We start from the raw sequence: 14,529 nt of genomic DNA on the forward strand, positions 1-14,529 counted from the left end.
GTGTATAAAATAAGTTATAATATAAAATATAATAGGAAATTTAAAGTAAATGTAGAAAAATATATATAATTTCACAGAAAATTCATATTGAACCGATAATATATATATAGAAGTAAAATTTTGGACATAAAATATGATCAAAAGGTTACAAAAAAAATACAAATTTAGAAAATTTGCTTTGGTTTAGTTTTATAAAAAGAAGGGAGATTAAGTATGATTGATAGAAAAATTGCAACAGCTATATCAGTAACATCTTTAGGTATAGTGCTATCAGGAACTGCTGTATTTGCTAATGCTAAAACAGGAACAGTAACAGCAAGTGCATTAAATATAAGAAGTGGGCCATCAACAAGCAACTCAGTAGTGGGGTATGCTTATAAAGGCGATAAATTACAAATATTAGAAACATCAAATGGATGGTACAAAGTTAAGCTTTCAAATGGAAAAACAGGTTGGGGAAGCGGAAAATATATAAATGTATCTGGAGATTCAAGTTCAGAAACTCCATCAAGTGGAAAAACAGGAACAATAACAGCGGATGCATTAAATGTAAGAAGTGGACCATCTACAAGCTATGGTAAAGTGACTATGGTTTACAAAGGTCAAAGTGTAACTATATTAGAAAGTTCAAATGGATGGCATAAAATAAAAACTCAAAATGGACAAATCGGATGGGCAAGTAGTGATTATATAAGTACATCTGGGCAAGGTGGAGGAGGATCAACAGAGACTCCATCAACAGGTAAAGGAACAGTAACAGCAAGTACATTAAATATAAGAAGCGGACCATCTACAAGTAACTCAATAGTGGGAAAAGCATACAAAGGAAACACTGTAGATATATTAAGTAGTTCAAATGGATGGTATAAAGTAAAATTATCAAATGGACAAATAGGATGGGCAAGTGGAGATTATATAAGCACATCTGGAGGTTCAGATAACGGATCTAACAATGGAGGAGGATCAACAGAGACTCCATCAACAGGTAAAGGAACAGTAACAGCAAGTGCTTTAAATATAAGAAGTGGACCATCTACAAGTAACTCAATAGTAGGAAAAGCATACAAAGGAAATACTGTAGATATATTAAGTAGTTCAAATGGATGGTACAAAGTAAAATTATCAAATGGACAAGTAGGATGGGGAAGCAGTGATTACATAAGTAAAGGCGGAGAAAGTTCAGGTGGTTCTGAAGGTTCAGGTGGTGGATCATCTGAAACTAATAAGGCTCAAGCTATAATAAATACAGCTAAAGCTCAACTTGGAAAGCCTTATGTATGGGGAGCTGAAGGACCTAATAGTTTTGACTGTTCTGGATTAGTATATTATGTATATGGACAACATGGAATAAAAATGCCAAGAACATCAAGAGAGCAAGCTAATGTAGGAACTACTATAAGCCAATCTCAATTACAACCTGGGGATTTAATTTTCTCAAGTACTGATGGTAGTGGAGGAGTTAACCACGTAGGTATATATATAGGAAATGGACAAATGATACATGCTCCAAATTCAAATGATGTTGTAAAAACTACTAATATAAATTCATCATATTGGCAAAACACATATGTTAAAGCAAAGAGAGTTTTATAGGTATTAGGTTATAGGGAGATATTTTCAAGGAAAATATCTCCCTATCGTAATTTTAAAGTGAATTTTGCGCAGAATTTTTTTATTATTTAAGGTAATACTATAGTGTAAAACTTAAATATATTTTATAATTAATTTAGATAAATTTGGAGGTGGAGAAGTGAAGAAAAAAGCAACATCTTTAGTTTTATTGCTTATAATGCTAATTTGTATTACACCGATAAATGCATTTGCAAATAGCGATCATAAAACTATTGTTATAAATATGAATAGAAGTAATTTTGTAGATTTTCTAGAAATTCCGACGTTAAAAAAACAATTAGAAAATCGAGGATACATAGCATTGATGAACGTAAGAGGTGACCAAGGTACGGGGGATAATAGGTCATATGCAAGTATCGGAGCTGGGGGAAGAGTGAATACATATAGCACAGATTTTAGAGGTTTTAAAGATGTAGACAAAGACAATAAAATTACATATGAAAGTGCTACAGGTAAAAAGGCAAAGGGTGTTAACGATACAGACATTAATTTATCTATAAATGATAATTTAGATAAAGGAAAATATGGATCTACATTGGGAGAATTGGGTCAAACTTTAAATAAAAAGGATTTAAGTGTATCAGTACTAGGAAATGCTGATACAGGAACAAAACCAGAAGAACTAAATAGAAATATTGCTGCAATGGCAATGGATAACTATGGAAGAATAGATAGTGGTAATGTAGATAATATAAATAAAAAAGATGATAGCATGCCATTTGGGTTAAGTACAGATTACAATAAGCTAAAAAATGAAACAAAAAATCAATATGATAAAAGTGATATAATATTTGTAGAATTAGGAGATACGTATAGACTAGATTTATATAAACCATATTTAAATGAAAATACATATAAATCTATGGAAAAGAAGATTCATAAAAATATAGATGAATACTTAAAAGAAGTATTTAGCCTTGTAGATGAAAATGACACGGTATATGTAATGAGTGCATTTCCTAAGGATATAGATTATAAGAATAAAAGAAGATTATCACCTGTTGTAAAGTTTGATGGTACTGGAAAAGGTCTATTAACATCAGCAACAACTAGAAGAGATGGTGTAATCGGAAATGTAGACATAGGAGCAGGAATACTTGCAGACTATAATTTAACATCAAATAATATGGTAGGAAGAGAACTAGAGAATATAAAAAATGAAGATAATATAAACTTTATCGAAAAAGAATATAGTAAAATTGTGAATATTTCAGATGTTAGAAGTGGGATAATTCAATTTTTTATAAACTCTACATCTATAGTATTAGGATTAAGTATAGTTTTACTAATATTTAGAAAAAAATTAGAAAATAAATATAATAAAAGTATTAAAAAAGCATTTAATATTTTAAAAGAGTTAAGTAAATTTGGGCTAATAATGCCAGTAGCATTTTTATTAGCACCTATGTTTAATTTTAACACTAAGATAGGTATTTACTTATCGATATTTGCACTTACTCTAGCTATATACTTTATTTCGAGATTGATATTTAAATCAGATAATAAGCAAATTGGATTTTATGCAACTTTATCAATTTTCGTTATAATAGTAGACGCACTATTAGGTTCATACTTAATGAAAAATAGTATAATGTCATATGATGCAATAGTAGGAGCTAGATACTATGGAATAGGAAATGAATATCAAGGTATAATCATAGGATCTTCAATAGCTGCAATGTCTATTTTAATTATAAATAAGAAGCTACCTAAAATAATTGTTCCAATATTATCACTAATAATTTTATTTATTAGTGCATCTCCAACTATGGGAGCAAATGTTGGGTCTGCTATTTCAGAAAGTGTAGCATTAATATTATTTACAATGCTTGTATTTAATGTGAAAATAGATTTTAAGAAAGCTATTTTAATTTTATTTGGAGCTGGATTGGTTGTATTAGGATTTGCAGCTATAGATATGCTAAGTGGATCGGAATCTCATTTATCATTATTTATTAATCAAATTTTAGTAAATGGGCCAACCGCAATTTTAGAGACATTTGGAAGAAAAATTTCTATGAACATACAGCTTATGCAAAATAGTTCATGGGTATATATAATATACGTAGGTGTTATAGGCTTAATAGTAACTAGCATCTTTTACAAAAAAGAGTTTAAAGAAATGATGAAAAATGAAAGTTATGGGAAAAAGGCTATAGTGTCAATTGGAGCAGGAGCTATAGTAACATTTTTAGTAAATGATTCAGGTGTAGTTTCAGCAGCAACAACTATGTTATATATAATTATACCGTTTTTAATAATCTTAATTAATAAAGTTATATTTAAAGAAAGATAAAAATAGCGTACTGTATACGCTATTTTTTTTGTGTTTAATAAAATTCATAAAAATATTTACATAAAGTTAACATATTATAAAAAATTATTTAGAGAATAATATAGTTTAAAGGCAAAATATACTTTATAATTAAATTATATATTTTGGAGGTGAAAAGAGTGAATTGTAAAATAAAGAAATTATTTTCAATGATTATTATATTAGCATGTATTATTCCGACGAATATATTTGCTGATAGTAAACATAAAACTATTGTTATAGATTTGAATAGAAGTAATTTATCTGACTTTTTAGAAATACCTACTCTAAAAAAAGAATTAGAAAATCGTGGGTATGTTGCTTTAATGAATATAAGAGGGGATCAAGGAACCGGTGACAATAGAGCTTATGCAAGTATTGGAGCTGGAGGAAGAGTTAATACATATGATACCGATTTTTCAGGATTTAAAAATGTGGATAAAGACAATAGTGTAATTTATGAAAGTGCCACAGGGAAAAAGTCAAAAGGTGTAAATGATGTTGATATCAATTTATCTATAAATGACAATTTAGAAAAAGGTAAATATGGATCTACACTAGGAGCATTAGGGCAAGCCCTAAGTGATAATAAACTAAGCGTATCTGTGCTAGGAAATGCTGATATAGGAACAAAACCAGAGGAATTAAATAGAAATATTGCTGCAATGGCAATGGATAACTATGGTAGAGTAGATAGTGGGAATGTCGACAATATAAATAAAAAAGATGATAAGATGCCTTTTGGTATAAGTACAGATTATGAAAAGCTAAAAAAGGAAACAAAGAAATATTACAATGAAAGTGATACATTGTTTGTAGAATTAGGGGATACATATAGATTAGATTTATATAAAAAGTATTTGAATGAAAAAACTTATCAAGATATGGAAGGACAAATACATAAAAATATAGATTCATATCTAAAAGAAGTTTTTAATCTTATTGGAGAAAATGATAAAGTATACATAATAAGTGCATTTCCAAAAGATATAGACTATAAAAATCAAAGAAGGTTATCACCTGTTGTTAAATTCGATGGAAGTGATAAAGGATTATTAACATCAGCAACAACTAGAAGATACGGTATAATAGGAAATTCAGATATTGGAGCAAGTATACTTTCAGACTACAATTTGACATCAGAAAAAATGGTAGGTAGAAAATTAGATAATATAAAAAATGATAAAAATATAGATTTTATAACGAATGAATACTCAAAAATTGTAAATATGGCTAGTGTTAGAAGTGGGATAATTCAATTTTTTGTAAACTTTGTATCTATAATACTTCTTTTAAGTATTATATTATTAACTTTTAGAAAAAAAGTAAAAAATAAACTTTCAATGAAAACAGATAGAGTATTTTATCTAGTTAAAGAGTTAAATAAGTTTGGAATAATAATGCCTGCAGCATTTTTATTAGGTCCTATTTTAAACTTAAATTCGAGGATAGGTATATACACATCTATAGCTTTAATGGGAATGATTATTTATGGGATAGGAAAGTTAGCATTTAAAACAGATTTTAAGCAAATAGGATTTTACGCAACATTAACTATTGTAGCTATTTTAGTTGATGCTGTATTTGGAACATATCTAATGCAAAATAGCGTAATGTCATATAATCCAATAGTAGGTGCTAGATACTATGGTATAGGAAATGAATACGAAGGTATTGTAATAGGATCTTCAATAGTAGCTATGACTGTTTTAATAATGGATAAAAAGTTAAAAAAAATATTTGTTCCGATTATATCTGTTGTCATAGTGTTTATAAGTTCTACTCCAGCAATGGGAGCAAATGTAGGATCTGCTATATCAGCAACACTAGCATTAATATTATTTACAATGCTTGTATTTGATATAAAACTAGATATTAGAAAAATTATATTTGTGTTTATAGCAGTTGGGCTTGTAGTCTTTGGATTTGCAGCCATAGATATGCTTAGTGGATCAGAGTCGCATTTAGCACTGTTTATTAATCAAATATTAGTTGGTGGTCCAGCAGCTATAATAGAGACTTTTGGAAGAAAAATTTCTATGAACATGCAACTTATGCAAACTAGTTCATGGGTATATATAATATATATTGGAATTGCAGGATTAATAATAAGTAAAATTTCTTGTAAAAAAGAATTTAAAGATATTATGAGTGAAGGTAGTTACATTAAAAAAGCCTTAATATCAATTGGAGCAGGTGCCGTAATAACATTTCTGGTAAATGACTCAGGTGTAGTTTCAGCAGCAACAACCATGTTATATATAATTATCCCGTTTTTAATACTTTTAATTAATAAAGTGGTTTTAAAAGAAAAATAAAAAAATAGCGTATTTTATACGCTATTTTTTTTTATCAAGTAACAACTTAGACTAATAAATCATAAATTATAATAAATGAAAAGCACTAGGTAGAAAATGGGGGAGTTTTTATGAAAAAGCAGAAATTAGGAACAGTTATGTACTCAAATGAAAATAGTGCTAAAGTTAAAATTGAACCTAGCAAAAAACGCTTAAACCTTATAAATTACCAAGGAAATAAAGATAATATAATAACGGCAAACAATTATATAGGTGCTAAGCCAGGGCAATGTGTTTGCATAGAATTTAACAACATAAAATCTTTTAAGTTAATTTATATATTGTATATACAGCCAATAATATTTGCTTTGTTAGGATTATTAATTGGATTTTATATGGCGATAGTAATAAAACAACCTAGCTTATTATATGAAGTAACGTTTTCTTGTATTATATGTACTATAGCTATAATATATAAAGATTATTACAAAGAAAAAAATAAAGACGAAATAAATATAAAACCTGATATAATAAAAATTTTATAAATGATAGTAAAAAGAGATATTCCATAGTTAGTTTGGTAAAGCTATGTGGAGGTCTCTTTTTTAAATTTATTAGCATTTATTAACATGACGTAGTATAATTTAATATAGAATAAGTAAGGAGATGATTTAATGAATTTAAATAGAAATGATGAGTGTTGGTGCAAAAGTGGCAAAAAATATAAAAAATGTCACATGGAATTTGATATGAAACTAGAAGATTTAAAAAGAGCAGGAAATGAAGTTCCAACACATGATATTATAAAAAATAAAGACCAAATAGAAAAAATAAAAGAAAGTGCAAGAATAAATAATGAAGTATTAGATTTAGTAGGGGAAAAAATTAAAGCAGGTATGACTACTGAAGATATAAATAAAATAGTACATGAGTATACAGTATCTCAAGGTGCTATTCCAGCGCCTCTAGGATATGGAGGTTTTCCAAAAAGTGTTTGTACATCTATAAACTCTGAAATTTGCCATGGGATACCTAGTGAAGATGTTGTATTAAAAGATGGAGATATAATAAATGTAGATGTATCAACTATATATAATGGATATTTTTCAGACGCATCAAGAATGTTTATGATAGGAAATGTGAGTGAAAAAGCTAAAAAATTAGTTGAAGTTACAAAAGAATGTTTAGAAAAGGGAATTGAGGCCGTAAAGCCATGGGGACATATAGGAGATATAGGTTTTGCTATTCAACAGCATGCTGAAAAAAATGGATATTCGGTCGTTAGAGATTTTGGAGGTCATGGGATTGGATTAAGTTTCCACGAAGACCCATTTGTATTCCATTATGGATCAAAAGGAGAAGGAATGGTATTAGCTCCTGGGATGATATTTACTATAGAGCCTATGATAAATGAAGGCGGATATGATTTATACATAGATGCTGATAATGAGTGGACTGCATATACAGATGATGGTTCTTTATCTGCTCAGTGGGAACATATGATTTTAGTAACAGAAGATGGAGTAGAGATAATAGCGAAGTAAAGGAAAAGTAAGTAATAATTAACTAATAAAACTAATAAATCATGCATATTTATAGTATTATAAAGTTACTTTCAAAGAGGTGATTTATGACAAGAGATCAAAGTAAAGTAACAAATACTACTAGTTCTAATAATGCTACTACTGCTAATAAGCAAAAGATTAAATGCAAGAACACCAAGAAAAATGTTGGTTTGTCTAGATATACATATGCAGATTATGTTATTTTATCGTCTACGATAGCCTATGCTATAGGGGAAGAGCTAAGTGATGAAGACTTAGCACTTCTAATAGTATTTTTGAGTCAAGTGTCGGCAGATTTAGCATTGATAAGAACTAAAAGAGCTATAGAGCTATCCCAATCTGGTGCAAATCAAGCTGAAGAATCAGATGCTTTAGATGTACTAGATGTAGAAGATACATTAGATGATATTCCAATACTGGTTAGAAATAAAACTAAAAGAAAAAATATAAAAAAAACAAAAGTAAAGAAAAAAAAGACTTAATAAATTAAAATTAAGTCTTTTTTATATTAAATTATAGATAAAAATTAAAAAATCAGTGAATTATATTCAATAAATATATATAATTAAATAAGGGGAACTTAAAAAAATTAACAGGAGTGATATTTTGCGGTCAGAGTTAAAAAAAGTGGCAACTATTATGATAGGAGCTACAATATTAGCATTTGGAAGTTACAACTTTAATTACCAAAATAGTGTTACAGAAGGTGGGGTTTTAGGATTATTATTACTAATCAAAAATGTTTTTGATATATCTCCATCTTTAACTAGTTTAGTTATTGATTTATCTTTATTTGCATTAGGAACAAAGTTTTTTGGTAAGAAATTTTTACTATACTCAATACTTTCAACATTTACATTTTCAACTATGTATAATACATTTGAGAGAATTGGATTTTTAGTACCAAACCTTGAACACAATATGCTATTAGCAAGTATATTAGCAGGAATAGGAGTGGGAATAGGCGTAGGACTTGTTGTAAGAGGTGGTGGAGCCTCGGGTGGCGATGATGTAATAGCACTTATAGGCAATAAATTTACACCACTGAAAGTTAATCATATATATTTGATAAGTGATGGTATAGTTTTATTTTTGTCATTAGTTTATTTAGATTTTAAACAGATAGTATTTTCGTTAATAGCAGTTACTATAAGTGGGAAAATAATAAGTATTATATACAATGATGAAGATCAAGATGAAGATAGCGATAAAGAAGATGAACAAGAAGAAACTATATTAGTTTAGAAAAAATAAGCACTTATTAATAAGTGCTTATTTTTTGCTATTTAGGGTATATTTAAGTGTGGGCATAATATTAAATGCAAAATATGACAATTCAAAAGAACGGGGGAAAAATATTGAAGAAATTTAAATTAATAACTGTAAGTTTAATAATAATGTTAGGTACAATGTTTATTGTGGGGTGTAGTTCAAAATCAAAAATTGAAAGTGCAATGGATGAGTATAATAAATCTTGGCAAAATCAAGATTTTGAAAAAATGTATACTATGCTTTCAGAAAAATCTCAAAAAAATATAAGTAAAGAGGATTTTGTACAAACATATACAGATATATATACTCGTATAAAAGCTAAAAATATTAAAATTTCTAAATCAGATCAAGAATTAGAAGAAGGCAAAGATACTTACTTAAATGTTAGTATGGATACGCTTGGTGGGAAGATAGACTCATCAAAGGTTAAAATAGATATGATTAAGGAAGGTAAAGGATATAAAGTTAATTGGGACTATGGATTAATACTTCCGGATTTTAAAAAAGAGGACAAGGTAGGAATAGACACTGATTCTTACAAAGGAAAAAGAGGTAGTATCTATGATAGAAATGGCAATTTAATTGCAGGAGAAGGACAGCTAAAACAAGTACAATTAGATTTGAAAAAATTTAAAGATGGAAGTGAAAGTAACAAAATTACTGATATGGCTAATATCTTAGATATAAGTCCTAGTTACATTGAAAATAAAATAAATTCAAGTACAAACCCAGATCATGCTGTAGATATAGTAAGTTTATTAGAATCAGATAATGAAAAAATAGAAAAGTTAGTTCAAATACCTGGAGTTCAAATAACAACAACTAAAAATGCTAGAGTGTATAATGGAGGAGAAGCAATAGGTAGTTTAATTGGGTATACTGGAAATATTACTCAAGAACAATTAAAAGAAAAGAAGAATAAAGGTTATAACGAAAATAGTAAAATAGGTATAGGTGGAATAGAAGAAGTATATGAAGATAAGTTAAGAGCAGAAGATGGGGGCTGTGTATACATATTAACTCCTGATGGTCAAAAGGAAGTTTTAGTTGAGAAGAAGGCAAAAAATGGAGAAGATGTAAAACTATCTATAGATCTTGATTTGCAAAAAAAGGTTTATGATGAAATGAAAGATGACAAAGGAGCAAGTGTAGCTACAAATCCAAAAACTGGTGAAGTTTTAGCAATGGTAAGTTCGCCTTCATTTGATCCAAATAGCTATATGACATACATAACAAAGAGTGAAAAGGCAAAATGGGAAGCTGATAATAATGCTCAATTACAGAGAAGATTTAAAACTGCATATTCACCTGGATCAACAATGAAGTTAGTAACTGCTACTATAGGTCTTGAAGATAAAAAAATAGACCCAGATGAAGCTGTTGATATTAAAGGTAAGACTTGGGAAGAATATGATGTTACTAGAGTTACAGATCCAGGAAAGCCTGTAAATTTAAAAGACGCAACAGTTTATTCTGATAATATATACTTTGCAAAAGCTGCACTTAATATAGGTGGAAAAGATTTTGTCAATGGAGCTAAAAATTTTGGAATTGGAGAAGATATCAAATTTGGGTACCCTATAGAGAAATCACAAATATCTAATAATGGAAAACTAGATAACAAATCATTATTGGCTGCAACTGGATATGGACAGGGAGAAGTTTTAACAACTCCTTTAAATATGACTATGATATACTCAAGTTTAGGAAATGATGGTAAAATAATGATGCCAAAGCTAGATATAACAAAATCATCAGAGCCTAAGGTGTATAAACAAGCTATAAAAACAGAATATGTAGATAGACTTAAAGACTGTTTTTCAGCTGTAATAAATGACCCTAAAGGAACTGGTCACTCAGCTAAAATTGAGGGCATAAATATAGCTGGTAAAACAGGTACAGCTGAATTAAAAAAAGATAAGGATGATACAAACGCAAATGAAAATGGATGGTTTGCAGGTGTAGATACAGATGAAGGAAAACTTTCTATATCTATGATTATAGAAAATGTTAAAGGAAGAGGTGGTAGTGAAATACCTACTGTAAAAGTAAAAAATATTATGGAGTATTATCTAAAAAAATAAAATTAAAATAAAATAATCTATTTCTAGTGTAACTAGTGTATATAAAAACATATATATAAATATACACTACTTTCATAGGGGGAATAGATTTGAGAAGAAGATATGAAAGAATGCAAATTATATGCAAAGATTTATCAGAAGAAGCTTTTAAATCTTATGCTGGTAAAAAAGACTATAAACGAGCTATTCACTGTTATACAGTATTAGCTACGAGTATGGGTGTACCAGCAGATATTGCTAGCTTTGCAAATAACATGTTAGCTAGATTGAATAAAAAAATAGAAGAAAATATTTAAAAAAAGATTGCTTGATAAAAATCAAGCAATCTTTTTTAGTTGGTTTTTTTAGTAAAAGTGTTGACCTAAATAAAATAAAGTGTTATATATATAAGTGAGAAAAGTTAAAAACGTTACACTAAATAAACAAATAAAACATACTATAAATTAATATAAAAAAACTGGGAGGACTTTATTATGAAGACAAGAGTTGCAATAAATGGATTTGGAAGAATTGGAAGAATGGTTTTAAGAATAGTTGAGGAAAACGGTTTGGATGGGTTTGAAATAGTAGCTATAAATGCAAGAAGTGATGCTAAAACTTTAGCACATTTATTTACTTATGACTCTTCTTACGGAATATTTAGAGGAAAAGTAGAAACAGATGAAAAAGAAAATATAATTATAAATGGAAGAAAAATAAAAGTATTAAAAGAAAACGATCCTGAAAACTTACCATGGAAAGAATTAGGAGTAGATATAGTTATAGAGTCAACTGGGAAATTTACTAAAAAAGAGGATGCACAAAAGCATATAAATGCAGGAGCTAAAAAAGTAATAATTACTGCTCCAGGAAAAAATGAAGACAAGACTATAGTAATAGGTGTAAATGAAAATGAGTATGACAATAGCATACATCATATAATATCTAATGCTTCTTGTACTACAAACTGTATAGCTCCAGTAGTAAAAGTTTTAGATGCAGAGTTTGGAATAAACAAAGGGTTAATGACCACTATTCATGCTTATACTAATGATCAACAAATATTAGATAAAACACATAAAGATCTTAGAAGAGCAAGAAGCGCAGGTGTTTCTATGATACCAACAACAACAGGTGCAGCTAAAGCTGTAGCAAAAGTATTACCAGATTTAGAAGGTAAATTAAATGGATTTGCAGTAAGGGTTCCAAGTCCTAGTGTTTCTATGGTAGATTTAGTTTGTGAATTTAGTAGAGATGTAACAGTTGAAGAAGTAAACAGAGCTTTAGAAAATGCTGCTAAGAAGGAATTAACTGGAGTATTAGGTTATTCAGACTTACCACTGGTATCTGTAGATTATAAACAAACTTCAGAGTCATCAATAGTAGATGGACTATCAACTATGGTTAATGATGGAAATCTAGTTAAAGTAGTAGCATGGTATGATAATGAATGGGGATACTCATGCAGAACTGTAGATCTAGTAGCATATGTTGCAAAAGAGCTTTTAGTAGCTAGCAAAGTTAGTGCATAGCTAAAATGAGCTTACAGAAGTTTTCTGTAAGCTTTTTTTATGTTTAAACAAAGTAAATTGTTATCTTTCAGAGTTTTACTTAATCTAAATTTATGAATAAATGAAATTTATAACCTAAATAATAGCATAAAATATTTTTAAATAGTTTTAAAAATGTACATTATAGTATATAATTTTAATAAGAAATATCATATTAGAGGGCTACTTAATAAGGTAGTCCTTTAATTTAATAAGGAAGTGGATTAATGAATTTTTGGAGGGAGAAAAAAAATAAATTTTATTTTTGTAGTATAGTTATTATAGCTATACTCATAGGCCAGTATTTTCTTTTCAAATATGGAATAGTAAGTCCACTAGTAAAAGGTGTAGAACTGCGGATAACTAAAGGTGAATATATTCAGAATATAGATGAATATGTAATAAAATTAGGCGATTCTATAAAAGTAAATAGTGGAGAATATATTGTTATACCACCATATGCATCAAAGCCTAATATTGGGTATAAAGCATCTGATTCCGATATTTTATCAATAAAAGGTGATACAATAACTGGTATAAAAGAAGGATACTCGGCAATTATGATTATGAAAGATAGTAGAGCTATAAGAAAAGCTACTATAAGGGTAGTAAACCCAAAAGTAGAAAATCTAGATGTATCTATAAATCAGTTAAAATATGTAGGAGATACTTCTCCTATAGATGTAAATGTAGACGTTGACTTTAAATTTAATGATAAAGATCAGTATACATATGAAATCTCTGATAAAAAAGTTTTAAAAATTGAAAATAACAAAGTTAAAGCTATTGGAGTTGGAAGTTCTACATTGAAAATAAAAGCTGGAGATAAAACTAAAGAGTACAAATTCAACATACAAGCTAAGGTTTCTAATTTATACAGTAACAATAATATAAATGTTCATATAAATGAAGAAAAAAGCTTAGGTGTAAAAGTAGAAACATACCCTAAAAATTTAGAACATCCTAAGGTTAATTATGAAATTGTTGGATTTAAGTTACCAATATCAACTGCAATTGAGGTTTCAAGTGATGGAGTTGTAACAGGACTTAGAGAAGGTACTGAGAAGGTAAAAGTTACTTGTGGTGGAAAAAGTAAAATTATAACTGTAAACGTCTTAAAAGAAAATACAGAATCTAAAAAAATTAAAAACTTAGAAGCTAGTTCTATAATAAATGGAGATAATTTAGAAATAAATCTTTCATGGGATTATTTAGATGATGTTCCAGAGTATGAAATATATCTTAAAAATAATTCTAAAGGAGAAAAAGATTTCAGCTTAATTAAATCAATAAAAGTAGAAAAAGATGAATTAGATAAAAATAAGAAGGTAAAAGCTTCTATTAGTATAGACTTAAAAGGCATAGATAAACCAGATATAGATTTATATGTTGTAGGTAAATCTGATGGAGTATATACTCAACGAAGTGATACAATAAATATTAAAAAAGAACATCCAAGTGAAGAAAATATTCAAGATTACAAAGTTGAAAATTTAGAAGGAACTATTTCTGATGATGGTAATATAAATCTTTCATGGGATAAGTTAGAAAACTTTGATTGTACATATAGTATATATGTACGAAATAATATAACTTCACCAAATGGAGGGTTTGAGTTATATCAACATGGAGTAAGTGAGAATAATATAACTATTCCAGTCAATTTATTAGAAGATATAAATATGGATGTATATATTGTTGCAAATTCATCCCAAGGATCTAGTAAAAGCAGTGATGTTTTAAATTTAGAAAAAAAGAAAACTGAAATTGAAGTTGAAAAGCCAATTTTACAAATAAAAAATCCTGAGAGTACATTTTAAAATGTATTCTCAGGAT

At 28.4% G+C, this 14,529-nt stretch carries 11 protein-coding genes; all 11 read left to right on the plus strand.

Annotation, left to right across the window (positions count from 1 at the left end; genetic code table 11):
* The first annotated feature begins 213 nt into the window (after nucleotides 1-213).
* The gene (locus GFJ41_RS01410; protein WP_170074415.1) at nucleotides 214-1,593 is read left to right on the plus strand and encodes a C40 family peptidase; all 1,380 of its coding nucleotides are present in this window, start codon (nucleotides 214-216) and stop codon (nucleotides 1,591-1,593) included.
* A gap of 157 nt (nucleotides 1,594-1,750) precedes the next feature.
* Nucleotides 1,751-3,928: a membrane protein gene (locus tag GFJ41_RS01415; RefSeq protein WP_035117733.1), complete on the plus strand. Its 2,178-nt coding sequence runs from the start codon at nucleotides 1,751-1,753 to the stop codon at nucleotides 3,926-3,928.
* 158 nt (nucleotides 3,929-4,086) lie between these two features.
* The gene (locus tag GFJ41_RS01420; protein WP_170074416.1) at nucleotides 4,087-6,264 is read left to right on the plus strand and encodes a hypothetical protein; all 2,178 of its coding nucleotides are present in this window, start codon (nucleotides 4,087-4,089) and stop codon (nucleotides 6,262-6,264) included.
* Nucleotides 6,265-6,374: 110 nt separating this feature from the next.
* Nucleotides 6,375-6,788, plus strand: a complete 414-nt coding sequence (locus GFJ41_RS01425) for a SoxR reducing system RseC family protein (RefSeq protein WP_035117735.1) — start codon at nucleotides 6,375-6,377, stop codon at nucleotides 6,786-6,788.
* A gap of 129 nt (nucleotides 6,789-6,917) precedes the next feature.
* Entirely contained in the window at nucleotides 6,918-7,787 is an 870-nt protein-coding gene (locus GFJ41_RS01430) for a methionyl aminopeptidase (protein WP_025161264.1), read from the plus strand.
* 86 nt (nucleotides 7,788-7,873) lie between these two features.
* Nucleotides 7,874-8,290 carry a hypothetical protein gene (locus GFJ41_RS01435; RefSeq protein ID WP_170074417.1) on the plus strand — a complete coding sequence of 139 codons (417 nt, stop codon included), beginning with the start codon at nucleotides 7,874-7,876 and terminating at the stop codon, nucleotides 8,288-8,290.
* A 124-nt stretch (nucleotides 8,291-8,414) separates the two neighbouring features.
* The gene (locus GFJ41_RS01440; RefSeq protein WP_226888348.1) at nucleotides 8,415-9,053 is read left to right on the plus strand and encodes a YitT family protein; all 639 of its coding nucleotides are present in this window, start codon (nucleotides 8,415-8,417) and stop codon (nucleotides 9,051-9,053) included.
* A gap of 113 nt (nucleotides 9,054-9,166) precedes the next feature.
* Nucleotides 9,167-11,164 (plus strand): penicillin-binding transpeptidase domain-containing protein, encoded by a 1,998-nt coding sequence (locus GFJ41_RS01445; protein WP_170074418.1) that lies wholly within the window; start codon nucleotides 9,167-9,169, stop codon nucleotides 11,162-11,164.
* A gap of 89 nt (nucleotides 11,165-11,253) precedes the next feature.
* A complete protein-coding gene (locus GFJ41_RS01450; protein WP_021428970.1) occupies nucleotides 11,254-11,460 on the plus strand; it encodes a hypothetical protein in 207 nt (68 codons plus the stop codon).
* 177 nt (nucleotides 11,461-11,637) lie between these two features.
* Nucleotides 11,638-12,675, plus strand: a complete 1,038-nt coding sequence (gap, locus tag GFJ41_RS01455; protein ID WP_170074419.1) for a type I glyceraldehyde-3-phosphate dehydrogenase — start codon at nucleotides 11,638-11,640, stop codon at nucleotides 12,673-12,675.
* A 245-nt stretch (nucleotides 12,676-12,920) separates the two neighbouring features.
* Nucleotides 12,921-14,513, plus strand: coding sequence for a hypothetical protein (locus tag GFJ41_RS01460; RefSeq protein WP_170074420.1), 1,593 nt, complete (start codon nucleotides 12,921-12,923; stop codon nucleotides 14,511-14,513).
* Nucleotides 14,514-14,529 lie beyond the last annotated feature (16 nt).

This window comes from Paraclostridium dentum (assembly GCF_012922555.1).
In the GTDB taxonomy this organism is placed as follows: Bacteria; Bacillota; Clostridia; order Peptostreptococcales; family Peptostreptococcaceae; genus Paraclostridium; species Paraclostridium dentum.